The organism is Pseudomonas sp. GM25, from assembly GCF_000282255.1.
Taxonomy (GTDB): Bacteria; Pseudomonadota; Gammaproteobacteria; order Pseudomonadales; family Pseudomonadaceae; genus Aquipseudomonas; species Aquipseudomonas aphyarum.
The window spans coordinates 126,880-144,667 of the sequence record NZ_AKJQ01000035.1 but is presented as its reverse complement, the minus strand read 5'-3'; the positions used below and the strand labels follow the sequence as shown (position 1 = coordinate 144,667).

At 58.1% G+C, this 17,788-nt stretch carries 17 protein-coding genes; all 17 read right to left on the bottom strand.

Annotated features, from left to right (window positions below):
- Nucleotides 1–64: 64 nt before the first annotated feature.
- Nucleotides 65–1,897, bottom strand: coding sequence for a glutamine--fructose-6-phosphate transaminase (isomerizing) (gene glmS, locus PMI24_RS11965; protein WP_007954167.1), 1,833 nt, complete (start codon nt 1,895–1,897; stop codon nt 65–67).
- Nucleotides 1,898–1,899: 2 nt separating this feature from the next.
- Nucleotides 1,900–2,676: a DeoR/GlpR family DNA-binding transcription regulator gene (locus PMI24_RS11960; RefSeq protein WP_007954166.1), complete on the bottom strand. Its 777-nt coding sequence runs from the start codon at nt 2,674–2,676 to the stop codon at nt 1,900–1,902.
- Nucleotides 2,677–2,806: 130 nt separating this feature from the next.
- Nucleotides 2,807–4,174 carry a bifunctional UDP-N-acetylglucosamine diphosphorylase/glucosamine-1-phosphate N-acetyltransferase GlmU gene (glmU, locus tag PMI24_RS11955; RefSeq protein ID WP_007954165.1) on the bottom strand — a complete coding sequence of 456 codons (1,368 nt, stop codon included), beginning with the start codon at nt 4,172–4,174 and terminating at the stop codon, nt 2,807–2,809.
- 118 nt (nt 4,175–4,292) lie between these two features.
- Nucleotides 4,293–4,718, bottom strand: coding sequence for a F0F1 ATP synthase subunit epsilon (locus tag PMI24_RS11950; protein ID WP_007954164.1), 426 nt, complete (start codon nt 4,716–4,718; stop codon nt 4,293–4,295).
- Nucleotides 4,719–4,763: 45 nt separating this feature from the next.
- Nucleotides 4,764–6,140: a F0F1 ATP synthase subunit beta gene (gene atpD / locus PMI24_RS11945; RefSeq protein ID WP_007954162.1), complete on the bottom strand. Its 1,377-nt coding sequence runs from the start codon at nt 6,138–6,140 to the stop codon at nt 4,764–4,766.
- Between the two features lie 27 nt (nt 6,141–6,167).
- Nucleotides 6,168–7,028 carry a F0F1 ATP synthase subunit gamma gene (atpG, locus tag PMI24_RS11940; protein ID WP_007954161.1) on the bottom strand — a complete coding sequence of 287 codons (861 nt, stop codon included), beginning with the start codon at nt 7,026–7,028 and terminating at the stop codon, nt 6,168–6,170.
- Between the two features lie 50 nt (nt 7,029–7,078).
- A complete protein-coding gene (gene atpA, locus PMI24_RS11935) occupies nt 7,079–8,623 on the bottom strand; it encodes a F0F1 ATP synthase subunit alpha (RefSeq protein ID WP_007954159.1) in 1,545 nt (514 codons plus the stop codon).
- A 21-nt stretch (nt 8,624–8,644) separates the two neighbouring features.
- Nucleotides 8,645–9,181 carry a F0F1 ATP synthase subunit delta gene (locus tag PMI24_RS11930; RefSeq protein ID WP_007911956.1) on the bottom strand — a complete coding sequence of 179 codons (537 nt, stop codon included), beginning with the start codon at nt 9,179–9,181 and terminating at the stop codon, nt 8,645–8,647.
- A 12-nt stretch (nt 9,182–9,193) separates the two neighbouring features.
- A complete protein-coding gene (locus tag PMI24_RS11925) occupies nt 9,194–9,664 on the bottom strand; it encodes a F0F1 ATP synthase subunit B (protein WP_007954149.1) in 471 nt (156 codons plus the stop codon).
- Between the two features lie 58 nt (nt 9,665–9,722).
- Nucleotides 9,723–9,980 (bottom strand): F0F1 ATP synthase subunit C, encoded by a 258-nt coding sequence (atpE, locus tag PMI24_RS28835; RefSeq protein WP_003097235.1) that lies wholly within the window; start codon nt 9,978–9,980, stop codon nt 9,723–9,725.
- A 134-nt stretch (nt 9,981–10,114) separates the two neighbouring features.
- Nucleotides 10,115–10,984, bottom strand: a complete 870-nt coding sequence (gene atpB, locus PMI24_RS11915; protein ID WP_007954148.1) for a F0F1 ATP synthase subunit A — start codon at nt 10,982–10,984, stop codon at nt 10,115–10,117.
- A gap of 16 nt (nt 10,985–11,000) precedes the next feature.
- Nucleotides 11,001–11,408, bottom strand: coding sequence for a F0F1 ATP synthase subunit I (locus PMI24_RS11910; protein ID WP_003229783.1), 408 nt, complete (start codon nt 11,406–11,408; stop codon nt 11,001–11,003).
- Nucleotides 11,409–11,556: 148 nt separating this feature from the next.
- Complete coding sequence (locus PMI24_RS11905) at nt 11,557–12,429, bottom strand: ParB/RepB/Spo0J family partition protein (RefSeq protein ID WP_007954145.1); 873 nt, start codon at nt 12,427–12,429, stop codon at nt 11,557–11,559.
- 9 nt (nt 12,430–12,438) lie between these two features.
- Nucleotides 12,439–13,236 (bottom strand): ParA family protein, encoded by a 798-nt coding sequence (locus PMI24_RS11900; protein WP_007954142.1) that lies wholly within the window; start codon nt 13,234–13,236, stop codon nt 12,439–12,441.
- 18 nt (nt 13,237–13,254) lie between these two features.
- Nucleotides 13,255–13,899, bottom strand: a complete 645-nt coding sequence (gene rsmG, locus PMI24_RS11895) for a 16S rRNA (guanine(527)-N(7))-methyltransferase RsmG (RefSeq protein WP_007911906.1) — start codon at nt 13,897–13,899, stop codon at nt 13,255–13,257.
- Complete coding sequence (gene mnmG, locus PMI24_RS11890; RefSeq protein ID WP_007954140.1) at nt 13,896–15,794, bottom strand: tRNA uridine-5-carboxymethylaminomethyl(34) synthesis enzyme MnmG; 1,899 nt, start codon at nt 15,792–15,794, stop codon at nt 13,896–13,898. Before mnmG ends, rsmG begins: the two co-directional genes overlap by 4 nt.
- Before the next feature lie 551 nt (nt 15,795–16,345).
- Nucleotides 16,346–17,716 (bottom strand): tRNA uridine-5-carboxymethylaminomethyl(34) synthesis GTPase MnmE, encoded by a 1,371-nt coding sequence (mnmE, locus tag PMI24_RS11885; RefSeq protein WP_007954138.1) that lies wholly within the window; start codon nt 17,714–17,716, stop codon nt 16,346–16,348.
- Nucleotides 17,717–17,788 lie beyond the last annotated feature (72 nt).

The following is a 17,788-nucleotide window of genomic DNA, read 5'->3' as shown; positions in this document are numbered from 1 at the left end:
ACAGGTTTTATTGCCGCAATACCGCTTGTTTCGGAAACCCAAATCAACCGCAGTACAACCTCAATCACTCCACCGTCACCGACTTCGCCAGGTTACGCGGCTGGTCAACGTCAGTGCCCTTGAGCACAGCAACGTAGTACGAGAGCAATTGCAGCGGAATGGTGTAAAGGATCGGTGACAGGATGTCGTGGATGTGCGGCATCTGCACCACGTGGGTACCTTCGCCGTTGGTCATACCGGCCTTCTCGTCAGCGAATACGATCAACTCGCCGCCACGTGCACGGACTTCCTGCAGGTTGGACTTGAGCTTCTCCAGCAGTTCGTTGTTCGGAGCCACGGTCACGACCGGCATGTCGTTATCCACAAGCGCCAGCGGGCCGTGTTTCAGTTCGCCAGCCGGGTAGGCTTCGGCGTGGATGTACGAGATTTCCTTGAGCTTCAACGCCCCTTCCATCGCCACCGGGAATTGCGCGCCACGGCCCAGGAACAGCGTGTGGTTCTTCTCGGCGAACAGCTCTGCGATTTTTTCGACTGTGCTGTCCATGGCCAGCGCTTCGCCCAGACGGGTTGGCAGACGACGCAGTTCTTCGACCAGCGTGGCTTCGACGCCATCGGCCAGAGTGCCGCGTACCTGGCCCAGAGACAGAGTCAGTAGCAGCAGACCGACCAGTTGCGTAGTGAAAGCTTTGGTCGAAGCCACGCCGATTTCACGACCGGCCTGGGTCAGCAGAGTCAGGTCGGATTCGCGTACCAGCGAACTGATGCCGACGTTGCAGATCGCCAGGCTTCCCAGGAAACCCAACTCCTTGGCGTTGCGCAGGGCGGCCAGGGTGTCGGCGGTTTCACCGGACTGGGAGATGGTGACGAACAGGGTGTCCGGCTGCACCACCACCTTGCGGTAGCGGAACTCGCTGGCGACTTCGACCTGGCAAGGAATGCCGGCCAGCTCTTCGAGCCAGTAACGGGCAACCATGCCGGCGTGGTAGCTGGTGCCGCACGCCACGATCTGCACGTTGCGCACTTTGGCGAACAGTTCGGCCGCTTGCGGGCCAAACGCCTGCACCAGCACCTGATCCGAACTCAATCGACCTTCCAGGGTGCGCTGCACCACGGATGGCTGCTCGTGGATTTCCTTGAGCATGTAGTGACGGAACTCGCCTTTGTCGGCGGCTTCGGCGCCATCGGTGTACTGAACGGTCTGGCGCTCGACGGCTTTGCCGGTCACGTCCCAGATCTGCACCTTGTCACGCTGGATTTCGGCGATATCGCCCTCTTCCAGGTACATGAAACGGTCGGTGACCTGACGCAGGGCCAGTTGGTCGGAAGCGAGGAAGTTTTCGCCCAGGCCCAGACCGATCACCAGCGGGCTGCCGCTGCGAGCAGCAACCAGGCGATCCGGCTGTTGCGCGTGGATAATTGCCAGACCGTAAGCGCCATGCAGTTCCTTGACCGCGGCCTTCAGAGCGTCGGTCAGGTCAGGCAACGCCTTGAGTTTTTCAGTCAACAGGTGGGCGATGACTTCAGTGTCGGTATCGGAACTGAACACGTAGCCCAGCGCCTTGAGTTGTTCACGCAGCGCCTCATGGTTTTCGATGATGCCGTTGTGCACGACGGCAACGTCACCGGAGAAATGCGGGTGGGCATTGCGTTCGCTCGGCGCACCGTGCGTGGCCCAGCGGGTGTGGGCAATACCGAGACGGCCGACCAGCGGATGTTCGGCGAGCGCCGCGTCGAGTTCGCTGACCTTGCCGACACGACGGGTGCGCTCCAGAGTGCCGTCATTGGTGTACACCGCCACACCGGCACTGTCATAACCCCGGTATTCCAGGCGCTTGAGGCCTTCGACCAGAATGGCGGTGATGTTACGTTCAGCTACCGCGCCGACAATTCCACACATGCTTATTTCTCCTGACTGACAGTCGCGCAAATCAAGTTGATACCGCGAGCCTGAATCTGAGCGCGTGCCTCAAGGGGCAGGCGATCATCGGTAATTAGGGTATGGACGCTGCTCCATGGCAGCTCCAGGTTGGGAATCTTGCGGCCGATCTTGTCGGCCTCGACCATGACGATCACTTCCCGCGCCACTTCCGCCATCACCCGGCTCAGGCCGAGCAATTCATTGAATGTGGTGGTACCACGCACCAGGTCGATGCCATCGGCACCGATAAACAACTGGTCGAAGTCGTAAGAGCGTAGTACCTGCTCGGCGACCTGGCCCTGAAAGGATTCCGAATGCGGATCCCAGGTGCCGCCAGTCATCAGCAGCACAGGCTCGTGTTCGAGTTCGCTCAGGGCGTTGGCCACGTGCAGGGAGTTGGTCATCACCACCAGTCCCGGCTGTTGGCCAAGCTCGGGGATCATGGCGGCAGTGGTGCTGCCGCTGTCGATGATGATGCGGGCATGCTCGCGGATGCGTGAGACGGCAGCGCGGGCGATCGCCTGTTTGTATTTGGAAACGTTGAGGCTGGTGTCTGCCACCAGCTCATGCGGCATGGTGATGGCTCCGCCGTAGCGACGCAGCAGCAAGCCATGACTTTCCAGAGCAGCGAGATCCTTGCGAATCGTAACTTCCGAAGTTTCGAAGCGCTTGGCCAGTTCATCCACACTCACTTCGCCCTGCTCATTGAGCAAAGCCAGAATGTTATGACGGCGCTGAGGTGTGTTGCGTTTCGACATGGCTGATTAAGTTTCGGTTCGAAAGATAACGGAAGCAATCAAAACCTATCAGCTGCAAATCGTCAAGCTGTGCCCAATAAAAAAGACCGCCGGCGGCGGTCTCTTTCATACTTCGAGCACTGTGGATAACTCAGCTCTTCTTGATCTTCTCCGGCCGCTTCCAGCCGTCGATGTTCTTCTGCCGCGCACGGCCAACGGCCAACTGGGCGTTATCCACATTCTGGGTAATGGTCGACCCGGCTGCAGTGGTTGCACCGGCGGAGATATCCACAGGCGCCACCAGCGAGTTGTTGGAGCCGATGAACACGTCCTCTCCCAACACGGTTTTCCACTTGTTGGCGCCGTCGTAGTTGCAGGTGATGGTGCCGGCGCCGATGTTGGTGCGGGCACCGATCTCGGCGTCGCCCAGGTAAGTCAGGTGTCCAGCCTTGGCGCCCTCGCCCATGCGCGCGTTTTTCAGTTCAACGAAGTTACCCACATGGGCGCGGGCCTCCAGCACAGTGCCCGGACGCAGACGGGCAAACGGGCCGGCATCGCTGCCTTCACCCAACACCGCACCTTCGATGTGGCTGTTGGCCTTGACCACCACGCCTTTGCGCAGGGTGCTGTCCTTGATCACGCAGTTCGGGCCGATCACTACATCGTCTTCGATGACGACTTTGCCTTCGAGAATTACGTTGATGTCGATCAGCACGTCGCGACCCACGGTCACTTCGCCACGTACATCAAACCGGGCCGGATCGCGCAGAGTCACACCCTGAGCCATCAAGCGACGGCCAGCGCGCAACTGATAGTGGCGCTCCAGTTCGGACAGTTGCTTGCGATCGTTGGCGCCCTGCACTTCCATCGGATCATGGGGTTGTTCGGTCGCAACTACCAGGCCATCACCGACCGCCATTTCAATCACGTCGGTCAGGTAATACTCACCCTGGGCGTTATTGTTCGACAGACGACTCATCCAGTCAGCCAGATGGCTGGCAGGCACGGCGAGAATGCCGGTATTGCCCTCGGTGATCGCACGTTGCGCTTCGCTGGCGTCCTTGTGCTCGACGATCGCGGCGACCTTGCCGCTGGCGTCACGCACGATGCGGCCGTAGCCGGTCGGGTCGTCCAGTTCGACGGTGAGCAATCCCATTTGGCCGGGCACGACGTGCTTGAGCAGACGCTGCAGGGTCTCGACTTCGATAAGCGGCACGTCACCGTAGAGAATCAGAACGGTATCGGCGGTGATGAACGGCACAGCCTGGGCAGTCGCATGACCGGTGCCCAGCTGCTTGTCCTGCAATACGAAATTGAGATCATCGGCGGCCAGACGTTCGCGCACGACATCGGCACCATGGCCGATGACGACGTGAATGCGCTGGGGATCAAGTTGGCGGGCACTGTGGATAACATGGCCGAGCATGGAGTCGCCGGCAATCGGGTGCAGCACTTTTGGCAGCGCGGAACGCATGCGGGTGCCTTGACCGGCCGCGAGGATAACGATTTCAAGAGACATGACTGGCTACCAATCCTGGGTGGTCAGCAACTGCGACCGGGTTTCGGGAATTCTGAAAAGAAAAAAGGGTAGCCGAGGCTACCCTTTTTTATCAATCGCACAACAAGTGGCTGACGGATTAACCGCCAAACTTCTTGCGGATCTGCTGGACGGTGCGCAGCTGAGCTGCAGCCTCGGCCAGACGTGCGGACGCAGCTCCGTAGTCGAAATCTGCGCTCTTCTCATGCAGAGCAGCTTCGGCAGCCTTGAGAGCTGCTTGAGCCTGAGCTTCATCCAGGTCGGCGGCACGTTGCACGGTATCGGCAAGCACCTTGACCATGTTCGGCTGAACCTCGAGGAAACCACCGGAGATGTAGAACACCTCGGCTTCCCCGCCTTGCTTGATCAGGCGGATCGGACCTGGCTTCAGATTAGTGATCAGCGGCGCGTGGCCCAGAGCGATACCAAGATCACCCAGAGCACCGTGCGCAATCACCATCTCGACCAGGCCGGAAAAGATTTCTCCTTCCGCGCTGACGATGTCGCAATGGACTGTCATAGCCATCTGATTGCCTCAACCTAAATTAGCGCCCGTTGCCGGGCGCCTGGATTACAGTTTCTTGGCTTTCTCGATCGCTTCTTCGATGCCGCCGACCATGTAGAACGCTTGTTCTGGCAGGTGGTCGTAGTCACCGTTGAGGATGCCTTTGAAGCCAGCAATGGTGTCTTTCAGGGAAACGTATTTACCCGAAGCACCGGTGAAGACTTCAGCCACGAAGAACGGCTGCGACAAGAAGCGCTGGATCTTACGAGCACGGTTTACCAACTGCTTGTCGGCTTCCGACAGCTCGTCCATACCCAGGATCGCGATGATGTCCTTCAGCTCTTTGTAACGCTGCAGCACGTACTGAACACCACGAGCGGTCTCGTAGTGATCGTTGCCGATCACGTTCGGGTCCAGCTGACGCGAAGTCGAGTCCAGTGGGTCTACCGCCGGGTAGATACCCAGGGAAGCGATGTCACGGGACAGAACGACGGTGGCGTCCAGGTGAGCAAACGTGGTCGCTGGCGACGGGTCAGTCAAGTCGTCCGCTGGTACGTATACGGCCTGGATCGAAGTGATCGAACCTTGCTTGGTCGAAGTGATGCGCTCTTGCAGCACGCCCATCTCTTCAGCCAGGGTCGGCTGGTAACCTACTGCCGAAGGCATACGGCCCAGCAGTGCGGATACTTCGGTACCGGCCAGGGTGTAACGATAGATGTTGTCGACGAACAGCAGAACGTCGTTACCTTCGTCACGGAACTTCTCGGCCATGGTCAGACCGGTCAGCGCTACGCGCAGACGGTTTCCCGGTGGCTCGTTCATCTGACCGTAGACCAGGGCTACCTTGTCGAGAACGTTGGAGTCCTTCATCTCGTGGTAGAAGTCGTTACCCTCACGAGTACGCTCACCCACACCGGCGAACACGGAATAACCGCTGTGCTCGATGGCGATGTTACGGATCAGTTCCATCATGTTTACGGTCTTGCCTACACCGGCACCACCGAACAGACCGACTTTACCGCCCTTGGCGAACGGGCAAACCAGGTCGATAACCTTGATGCCTGTTTCCAGCAGCTCGTTGCCACCGGCCTGTTCAGCGAAGGAAGGAGCGGCGCGGTGGATACCCCAGCGCTCTTCTTCGCCGATCGGGCCAGCTTCGTCGATCGGGTTGCCCAGTACGTCCATGATTCGGCCCAGAGTCGCTTTACCGACCGGTACGGAGATGGCTGCGCCAGTGTTGTTGACGTCCAGACCGCGCTTCAAGCCTTCGGTGGAGCCCATCGCAATGGTACGAACCACGCCGTCGCCCAGCTGCTGCTGAACTTCCAGAGTGGTTTCGGCGCCTTGAACCTTCAAGGCGTCGTAGATGCTCGGTACGCTGTCGCGTGGAAATTCCACGTCGATAACGGCGCCGATGATTTGAACGATACGTCCGCTACTCATAGCTGGATCCTCTGAATATTTGAACCGTTAAACCGCGGCAGCGCCGCCGACGATTTCCGAGATCTCTTGGGTGATCGCAGCCTGACGCGCCTTGTTGTAGATCAGCTGCAAATCGCTGATCAAATCACCGGCGTTGTCGGTAGCGTTCTTCATCGCGATCATCCGCGCAGCCTGTTCAGCCGCGTTGTTCTCGACCACCGCCTGGTACACCTGCGACTCCACGTAACGCACCATCAAGCCGTCAAGCAGCTCTTTGGCGTCTGGTTCGTAGAGGTAGTCCCAGTGGTGCTTGAGTTCTTGATCCGGGGTCGCCACCAATGGAATCAACTGCTCCACGGTAGGCTGTTGCGTCATGGTGTTGATGAACTTGTTGGATACCACGGACAGGCGGTCAATACGGCCGTCCAGGTAGGCATCCAGCATCACCTTGACGCTGCCGATCAGATCATTGATCGACGGCTCTTCACCCAGGTGGCTGATAGCTGCAACGACGTTACCGCCGAAGTTGCGGAAAAAGGCCGCACCCTTGCTACCAACGACACACAGATCGATCTCGACGCCGTTTTCGCGGTTTACCGCCATGTCCTTGACCAGGGCCTTGAACAGGTTGGTGTTCAAGCCGCCGCACAGACCACGGTCACTGCTCACCACGACATAACCGACGCGCTTTACTTCGCGATCGATCATGAACGGGTGGCGGTACTCCGGGTTGGCGTTGGCCAGATGCCCAATTACCTGGCGGATACGCTCCGCATAAGGACGGCTAGCAGCCATGCGCATTTGTGCCTTGCGCATTTTGCTGACCGCCACTTTTTCCATGGCGCTGGTAATTTTTTGCGTGCTTTTGATGCTCGCAATCTTACTGCGAATCTCTTTTGCGCCTGCCATGTAACACCTATCAGGTTAGCAAGCGGGAGCCTTGCGGCTCCCGCTGCGGCTTACCAGGTTTGGGTGGCCTTGAACTTCTCGATACCAGCCTTCAGGCCAGCGTCGATTTCGTCATTGAAGTCACCTTTAACGTTGATCTTGGCCATCAAATCGGCGTGATCGCGGTTGAAGAAAGCGATCAGCGCTTGTTCGAAGCTGCCGATCTTGGTGATTTCGATGTCAGTCAGGAACCCACGCTCAGCGGCATACAGCGACAGCGCCATGTCAGCGATCGACATCGGTGCGTATTGCTTCTGCTTCATCAGCTCGGTAACGCGCTGACCATGCTCAAGTTGCTTGCGGGTCGCTTCGTCCAGGTCAGAAGCGAACTGGGCGAATGCCGCCAGTTCACGGTACTGAGCCAGAGCGGTACGGATACCACCGGACAGCTTCTTGATGATCTTGGTCTGAGCGGCACCACCCACACGGGATACCGAAACACCGGCGTTCACTGCAGGGCGGATGCCCGAGTTGAACATGGCCGATTCCAGGAAGATCTGACCGTCGGTGATGGAAATCACGTTGGTCGGAACGAACGCGGAAACGTCGCCAGCCTGGGTTTCGATGATCGGCAGTGCGGTCAGGGAACCGGTTTTGCCGGTCACTGCGCCGTTGGTGAACTTCTCTACGTACTCTTCCGAAACGCGGGATGCGCGCTCCAGCAGACGGGAGTGGAGATAGAACACGTCGCCTGGGTAAGCTTCACGGCCTGGTGGACGGCGCAGCAGCAGGGAAATCTGGCGGTAAGCCACTGCTTGCTTGGACAGATCGTCATAAACGATCAGCGCGTCTTCACCGCGGTCGCGGAAGAATTCACCCATGGTGCAACCGGAGTACGGAGCCAGGAATTGCAGTGCTGCAGATTCCGAGGCGCTCGCTGCAACGATGATGGTGTTAGCCAGTGCACCGTTTTCTTCCAGCTTGCGAACCACGTTGGCGATGGTCGATTGCTTCTGACCGATTGCCACGTAGACGCAGAAAATGCCGCTGTCTTTCTGGTTGATGATCGCGTCGATCGCCAGAGCGGTTTTACCGATCTGACGGTCACCGATGATCAGCTCACGCTGGCCACGGCCGACAGGGATCATGGCATCGACAGCCTTGTAGCCAGTCTGTACAGGCTGGTCTACCGACTTACGCCAGATCACGCCCGGAGCAACTTTCTCGACCGCGTCGGTCTCGGTGTTGCCCAGTGGACCTTTGCCGTCAACAGGGTTACCCAGTGCGTCGACAACGCGACCCAGCAGTTCCTTACCAACCGGAACTTCGAGGATGCGGCCGGTGCACTTGGCGCTCATGCCTTCAGCCAGAGTCGTGTATGCGCCCAGTACAACGGCACCTACGGAGTCTTGCTCCAGGTTGAGGGCCATACCGTAGACGCCGCCCGGAAACTCGATCATCTCGCCGTACATGACGTCGGCCAGACCGTGAATCCGCACGATGCCGTCAGATACGCTGACGACAGTGCCTTCGTTACGGGCTTGGGAGGTCACATCGAGCTTTTCGATGCGGCCCTTGATAATTTCACTTATTTCGGAAGGATTGAGTTGCTGCATTGCTCTGCTGCCCCTTCAAACTCAAGATTTCAATGCTTCGGCAAGTTTCGCGATTTTGCCGCGAATCGAGCCATCGATAACCAGGTCGCCGGCGCGGATAACGACACCACCTATAAGGGCAGCATCCTCCGCAACTTGCAGGCGCACTTCCCGGTTGAGTCGTGCACTGAGAACCTTGGCGAGTTTGTCTTGCTGTTCTTGGTTCAATGCAAAAGCACTGGTCACTTCAACGTCTACCGATTTCTCTTGTTCGGCCTTGTACAGGTCGAAAAGAGCGGCGATCTCCGGCAGAAGCGGGAGACGGTCGTTTTCGGCAACGACATTGATGAAGTTCTGTGCCTTGGCATCAAACTTGTCGCCGCACACGTCAATGAACGTGGCGGCCTTTTCTGCGCTCGTCAGTCGCGGGGCCTTGAGCACGCGCTGCATGGTGTCATCTTGTGACACCGCTGCAGCCAGGCCGAGCATGGCTGACCAATTGGCCAGTTGCTGGTGGGCCTGAGCGTGCTCGAAGGCCGCCTTAGCGTAAGGTCGGGCCAACGTGGTCAGTTCTGCCATGATCGCCCTCGCTTAGATTTCAGCAGCCAGTTGGTTAACCAGCTCTGCGTGCGCGTTTTGATCGATTGTGGCACCCAGGATCTTCTCGGCGCCGCCGACAGCCAGCAAGCCCACTTGGGCGCGCAGCTTGTCTTTGACACTGTTCAGTTCCTGTTCGATCTCGGCTTGAGCCTGAACCTTCACACGGTCAGCGTCGACACGGGCCTTTTCAACGGCCTCTTCGACAATCTGGTTACCGCGTTTCTTGGCTTGCTCGATGATTTCAGCTGCCTGAGCTTTCGCTTCGCGCAGTTGCTGACCCGCTTTCTCTTGGGCCAACTCCAGGTCGCGAGCTGCACGGCTGGCAGCGTCCAGACCATCAGCGATCTTCTTTTGACGTTCGTGCAGAGCTGCGATGACCGGAGGCCATACGAACTTCATGCAGAACAGTACAAAAATCAGGAACGCAACGGACTGGCCAATCAGGGTCGCATTAATGTTCACGCCAACACCTCGCAGTTACGTTGTCCATCACACCAAATCACTCGGAAAATCCGAATGATTAGCCAGCGATTTGACCAACGAACGGGTTCGCAAAGGTGAAGAACAGAGCGATACCAACACCGATCATGGTTACGGCGTCGAGCAGACCGGCAACGATGAACATTTTAACTTGCAGCATTGGGACCATTTCTGGCTGACGCGCTGCGCCTTCCAAGAACTTGCCGCCCAGCAGGCCGAAACCAATTGCGGTACCCAGTGCGCCCAGGCCGATCAACAGTGCAACAGCGATAGCGGTTAGACCAACTACAGTTTCCATCTTTCCTCCCGACTTTTACGTCGTATGGTTTAGGTTTTTTAGATTAAAGCGGTAAAACAAATCGTTTCATGGTGCCCCGTGAGGAGCCCCTTCCCGTTTGACCGGGAAGGACATCAGACTAGTCGAGACTGGTCTTAATGGTTTTCTTCGTGCGCCATCGACAGGTAGACGATGGTCAGCATCATGAAGATGAACGCCTGCAGGGTGATGATCAGGATGTGGAACACAGCCCACGCCCACTGCAGGACAACACCCAGGCCGCTCAGCCAGAGCAGGCCGCTGCCAAACATCACAGCGATCAGGATGAACACCAGCTCGCCGGCATACATGTTGCCGAACAGACGCAGAGCCAGAGAGATCGGTTTGGCGATCAGGGTCACGAATTCCAGCAGGAAGTTCACCGGGATCAGCAGGGCCTGAACGAAGATGTTCTTGCTGCCGAACGGGTGCAGGGTCAGCTCGCCGATGAAACCGCCGAGACCCTTGACCTTGATGCTATAGAAAATGATCAGTGCGAAAACCGAGAACGCCATGCCCAGGGTCGCGTTCGGGTCGGTAGTCGACACGGCGCGGAACGGGATGTGGTGGTCGCCGGAGATCAGGATGGCCAGCTGAGGAATCCAGTCGACCGGTACCAGGTCGACGGCGTTCATCAGGAACACCCAGACGAAGATGGTCAGTGCCAGCGGTGCGATCACCGGGCTACGGCCATGGAAGCTGTCTTTCACGCTGCCATCGACGAATTCGACCAGGACTTCAACGAAGTTCTGCAGTGCACCCGGCTGACCGGAAGTCGCCTTCTTGGCCGCCATGCGGAAAAGAAGAACGAAGATCAGACCCAGCGCGACCGACCAGCCGAGAGTATCGACGTGGAAAGCCCAGAAGCCCATTTCCTTGGCTTCTGCTGCGGTGTGGGCAAAGCCCCAGCCGCCGTTGGGTAGCTGACCGAAGGTCAGGTTCTGCAAGTGGTGCTGGATATAGCCCGAAGCGGTTGTTTCTGCCATGGTTGCCTCAAACGCCCTAAGGTCTCGAAAGTCTTGTTCTCATCAGCAGGGGAGCGAACCAGCTGACCGACTGAGTCAGCACGAAGGCGCCGAATACAGCGATCGGCGCCAGTGGCTTCACACCTGCAAACACCAGTGCAAACAGCACTGCCGTCAAAATCAGTTTGCCTGCCTCGCCGGCATAGAAAGACCGGACGATGGACTGGGCTGCTCGGGCGCCGGAAAACCGAAATGCCTTGTGAGCGAAATAAACATTGGGCAGCAAGGCTATCAGGCCTCCGCAAAGTCCCGAGTATCCGGCAACGACTCCGTGCCATTGCCAAAGCGCCAAAGCGGCAATGAGCAAAATGACAAATTGAGCCATCAACACCGGAAAAACCGCCAGGCGATGGAACGGCAGGCGGTTTGGCTTGCGGGTTTCCATCACTATTGCTCTCCAATGGTCGGCTGCCGAAATTCAATAACTTGGCATAATTTGTGCCGACAAAATGCGCGCAGAGTATAGGGGCGGTTCTGCCCCTATTCAACTGTCAGGTAGTGATTTCCGACTGCGCGCTACAAGAGGAATTGTTTCAGCGGATGTGTGCGAGCACACCTTGAAGCTCGTCGAGGGAGTTGTAACCGATCACCAACTGACCCTTTCCCTTCTTGCCGTGGCGAATCTGCACCGCAGAGCCTAGGCGCTCGGCCAGACGTTGCTCGAGCCGGGCGATATCCGGGTCGGGTTTGGACGGTTCGACCGGCTCCGGTTTGCCACTCAACCACTGACGAACCAGTGCCTCGGTTTGGCGCACGGTGAGGCCGCGTGCGACAACATGTCGCGCCCCTTCCACCTGCTGATTGTCAGGCAGACCGAGCAATGCACGGGCATGACCCATTTCCAGGTCACCGTGGGACAACATGGTCTTGATGACTTCCGGCAGCGCAATCAGGCGCAAAAGGTTGGCCACGGTGACGCGGGACTTACCCACAGCCTCGGCGACCTGTTGCTGGGTGAGCTGGAATTCCTGCTGCAAGCGCTGCAGGGCCACCGCTTCTTCGATCGGGTTCAGATCTTCGCGCTGGATGTTCTCGATCAGCGCAATGGCGATCGCGGTTTCATCCGGCACGTCGCGGACCATCGCAGGAATGGTTTCCTGGCCGGCCTGCTGACTGGCGCGCCAGCGACGTTCGCCAGCAATGATTTCAAAACGGCCACCGCCAATCGGGCGAACCACGATCGGCTGCATCACGCCCTGGGCCTTGATCGACTGCGCCAGCTCTTCCAGCGCCTGCGGATCCATGTCCCGGCGCGGCTGGTACTTGCCGCGCTGCAGCAGGTCCAGCGGCAGGTGCTGCAACTCACGGCTGTCAGCCTGCGCCGCTTGTTCTTCCAGCGCGCTGACAGTCGGACCGCTCAGCAGTGCATCCAGTCCTCGTCCGAGACCTCGTTTCTTGACGGCCATGGGGATTCCTTAAGTTGGCTGGGCAGCGGCGATGCGTGAATTTTTGCGCTGACGGCGAACCATCTCGCCCGCCAGGGCCAGATAGGCCAGCGCGCCACGCGATTGCTTGTCGTAGGCCAGCGCCGGCATGCCGTAGCTTGGCGCTTCGGCCAGACGGATGTTGCGCGGGATCACCGTGTCGTACAACTGATCGCCAAAGTGTTCCTTGAGCTGGGCCGAAACGTCGTTCATCAGGCTCAGCCGCGGGTCGTACATGGTCCGCAGCAGACCTTCAACTTTCAGGTTCGGATTCAACAGCTCGGCGATGCGCTTGATGTTATCCACAAGATCGCTCAGACCTTCGAGCGCAAAGTACTCGCACTGCATGGGGATAATGACCCCGTCAGCGGCGACCAGTGCGTTCAATGTGAGCATCGACAGCGACGGCGGGCAGTCGATCAGAATGTAATCGTAGTTTTCACGGATCGGCGCCAGCGCACTGCGCAGACGGCTTTCCTTCATCTGCATTTCCAGCAGTACCACTTCGGCCGCCGTCAGGTCGCGGTTGGCCGGCAACAGTTGATAACCGCCGTGTTCAGAGTAGTGCATGGCCTGAGCCAGATCGCATTCGCCGATCAGCAGGTCGTAGACCGAGTTTTCCAGGCCATGTTTATCCACACCGCTACCCATGGTGGCGTTGCCCTGTGGATCGAGATCGATCAACAGCACCCGGCGCTTGGTCGCGACCAGGGATGCTGCGAGGTTGATGCAGGTGGTGGTCTTGCCCACACCACCCTTCTGGTTCGCTATCGCGAATACCTTAGCCATTCTTGCTTGTGTTCCCAATCATGCCGTGCGGCGCAGTATCAGCAGATGGCGTTGGCCTTGGCAACCGGGTACGGCCAGGGCGTGTTCGCTATCGAGTTTGAAGTCTGCCGGCAATGCTACCAGCTCATCGGCCGGATGGACGCCCTTCATTGCCAGCCAGCGCGTATCGGCGTCGCCGAGGTGGCGAGTCCAGTTGGTGAAGTTCTCCATGCTGCTGAACGCCCGGGAAATGATCCCGTTGAACGGCTGTGCAGGCTGGAACGCTTCGACGCGACTGTGGATAACTTGCAGGTTATCCAGTTTGAGTTCGAGTTTGACCTGGGTCAGGAAGCGGGTTTTCTTGCCGTTGCTGTCCAGACAGGTCACTTGCGAGTCCGGATACAGGATCGCCAAAGGGATCCCCGGCATGCCGCCGCCGCTGCCGACATCCAGCCAGCGGCCGTTTTCGATGAACGACATCACGCTGAGGCTATCGAGCAAGTGACGGGAAACCATTTCGTCCGGATCGCGGACGGCGGTCAGGTTGTAGGCCTGGTTCCATTTGATCAACAGGGCCAGATAACCCAGCAGCAATTCGTGCTGGGTTTCAGTGAGATTGACACCGAGCTCGCGGGCTCCTGTGGATAACTCTTCGGCGTGTTGCGAAGTGACCTTAGAACTCAAGCGCTTTGCTCCAACTGACGGCCCGCGCCGCGTTTTTTCAAATGAATCATCAACAGCGAAATCGCTGCCGGGGTCACACCCGGGATCCGCGAAGCCTGGCCAAGCGTCTCGGGACGAGTCGCGCCAAGCTTGCTCTGGATCTCCTTGGAGAGACCGGAAATGTTGGTGTAATCGATATCCACAGGCAGTTTCGTGTCTTCGCTTGCACGCAGACGGGCGATTTCGTCCTGTTGACGGTCGATGTAACCGGCGTATTTGGTCTTGATCTCGACCTGTTCGGCGACCTGTGGATCTTCGGCGCCCTGCCCGGTCACTTCGACCAGACCAGCGTAGTCGATTTCCGGACGGCTCAAGAGATTGAGCAGGTTGTATTCGTGAGTCAGCGGCGTGCCGAATTTCTCGGCAATCGCATCGCCCTGCGGAGTGCCCGGGCGAACCCAGGTGCTTTTCAGGCGCTGCTCTTCGAGTTCGATGCTTTCGCGTTTCTTGCAGAACGCCGCCCAGCGCGCGTCATCGACCAGACCCAGCTCGCGACCTTTTTCGGTCAGACGCAGATCGGCGTTGTCCTCACGCAGGATCAGGCGGTACTCGGCACGGGAAGTGAACATGCGGTACGGCTCTTGAGTACCGAGGGTGATCAGATCGTCGACCAATACCCCGATGTACGCTTCATCGCGACGCGGGCACCAGGCTTCTTTGCCTTTCGCACGCAGTGCAGCGTTCGCGCCAGCCAGCAAACCCTGGGCGCCGGCTTCTTCGTAACCGGTGGTGCCGTTGATCTGACCAGCGAAGAACAGACCGCCGATGACTTTGGTTTCCAGGCTGTACTTCAGGTCGCGCGGATCGAAGTAGTCGTACTCGATCGCATAACCCGGACGCACGATGTGCGCGTTTTCCATGCCGCGGATCGATTGCACGATCTGCAATTGCACGTCGAACGGCAGGCTTGTGGATATCCCGTTCGGATACAGCTCATGGGTGGTCAGGCCTTCCGGCTCGATGAACACCTGATGGCTTTCCTTGTCGGCAAAGCGGTGGATCTTGTCTTCGATCGACGGGCAATAACGCGGACCGATGCCTTCGATCTCGCCGGCAGCGGAATACATCGGCGAACGGTCGAGGTTCGCGGCAATGATTTCGTGGGTGCGGGCGTTGGTGTGAGTAATCCAGCAACTGACTTGCCGTGGATGTTGTTCCTTGTTGCCCATGAACGACATCACCGGGATCGGCGTATCGCCTGGCTGCTCGGTCATCACCGAGAAATCCACAGACTTGCCGTCGATACGCGGTGGCGTACCGGTTTTCAGGCGACCGACACGCAGCGGCAGTTCACGCAGACGATGCGCCAGGGCGATCGACGGTGGGTCACCGGCACGACCGCCGGAAAAATTCTGCAAACCGATGTGGATAAGTCCGCCGAGGAACGTACCGGTGGTCAACACCACGGAATCCGCGAAGAAACGCAGACCCATTTGTGTGACGACACCACGTACTTGTTCCTGCTCGACGATCAGGTCGTCAGCAGCTTGTTGAAATATCCACAGGTTCGGCTGGTTTTCCAGAATTTCGCGGACAGCGGCTTTGTACAAAATCCGGTCGGCTTGCGCACGGGTCGCCCGTACGGCCGGGCCTTTGCGGCTGTTCAACACGCGAAACTGGATACCGCCCAGATCGGTGGCCATGGCCATCGCGCCGCCGAGGGCGTCGATTTCCTTGACCAGATGGCTTTTGCCGATGCCACCGATAGCCGGGTTGCAACTCATGGCACCGAGGGTTTCCACGTTGTGCGTCAGCAGAAGGGTTTTTGCACCCATACGTGCTGAGGCCAGTGCTGCCTCGGTACCGGCATGACCGCCGCCGATGACGATCACTTCAAAACGGGAAGGGAAATCCACCACGCACCTCGTGCCTGCTTAAGTAGGTAATTCAGGAATAGTTTGAGATCAGGTTTCTGGACCTGGTCGGCAAGTATAGGGACTTCGCCCTTCCTAAAGAACCCTTTGCACAAAATTTAACCAGCTGTGGAGAACTCGCGGTTAAAAGAATAAAAAAGAGAGAAATTTATAAAACCTTTGTTTTAAAGCTTATTCTTACTGCCCATGGTTTCTGTGGATAGATTTCTGCAGGCCTTTATTTTCAATGTGTACAGAGATTCAAAACCCTGTGGCCATGTCGCCATGAGGCCCTTGGATAACCGGTGTAAGCCTGTGGATGAATGAGGTGGTTATCCACAGAGGCAGTTATGTTCAGTTTTCAGGCCCTGTTATCAACTGCCCTCAGCGGCAGTTATTCACAGGGCTTAATCCACAGAAATCAAGTGAATGAAGGAATCGCGGACACGGAAAATCCGCTCAGGAACAGGAATCTGTCCGGCACTGGAGGAAGGAAATACTAGAAGGGGGGACAGACAGGTCGCGAACGGACCTGTCTGTGGACAACGGAAGGGTTATTTACCGATGCAGAAGCTGGAAAAGATTCGTCCCAGCAAATCATCTGAACTGAAGGCGCCGGTGATTTCCCCAAGAGACTGTTGGGCCTGACGCAGGTCTTCGGCCAGTAGCTCGCCAGCACCCGCCAACGTCAGTTGGGCACGTCCATGTTCCAGGGCACCACTGGCATGACGCAGGGCTTCGAGGTGCCGGCGGCGTGCGCTGAAGCTGCTTTCCGAAGTTTGTTCGTAGCCCATGCAGGCTTTGAGGTGATCGCGCAGCAGATCCAGGCCCTCACCGGCGGATTTGGCGCTCAGACTGATCGTCACGTGGCCATCGTCACTGACTTCCAGGGCAATGGCTTCACCGGTGAGATCAGCCTTGTTACGAATCAGGGTGACCTTCGCCGGATCTGGCCGGGTTTCAAGGAATTCCGGCCACAGGGCGAATGGATCGGCGGCCTCTGGCGCAGTGGCATCGACGACCAGCAGCACTCGGTCAGCCTCGCCGATGGCTTTCAACGCTCGTTCAACGCCGATCTTTTCCACATGGTCATCGGTATCACGCAGACCGGCGGTGTCCACAACGTGCAGCGGCATGCCATCGATGTGGATATGTTCGCGCAGGATGTCCCGAGTGGTGCCGGCTATTTCGGTCACGATCGCGGCTTCACGACCGGCCAGTGCGTTCAGCAGGCTGGATTTGCCGGCATTCGGACGACCGGCAATCACCACGGTCATCCCGTCACGCAGCAACGCACCCTGCCCGGCTTCGCGCAATACAGTGGATAACTCGTTACGAACCTTGTCGAGCATGCTCAGGACATGGCCATCGGCGAGGAAGTCGATTTCTTCTTCCGGGAAGTCGATAGCCGCTTCTACATAGATCCGCAGGCCGATCAGCTGTTCGGTAAGGTTGTGCACGCGTTGGGAAAATGCACCCTGCAATGAACGCAGGGCATTGCGCGCGGCCTGTGCGGAACTGGCTTCGATCAGATCGGCGATGGCCTCGGCCTGAGCAAGGTCGAGTTTGTCATTGAGGAAGGCGCGTTCGCTGAATTCTCCTGGACGGGCCAGACGGCAACCCAGTTCCAGACAACGCTTGAGCAACATGTCGAGGACGATCGGGCCACCGTGGCCCTGCAGTTCCAGGACGTCTTCGCCGGTGAACGAGTTCGGTCCGGGGAAATACAGCGCCAGACCTTCATCCAGCACCTGTTGATCGTCACTGAAGAACGGGCCGTAGTGGGCAAACCTTGGTTTCAGTTCACGGCCGCTGATGGCTTTGGCCGCAACGCTGGCCAGCGGCCCGGAAATTCGAACGATGCCCACGCCGCCACGGCCCTGGGCGGTAGCGACGGCAGCGATGGTTTCACGAGGTGCGCTCATAAACCGGTATCCAGACAAAAATGGCAGATAGCAAAACGCCCCACTAGGGGGCGTTTTGAGTGGTGTTATCCA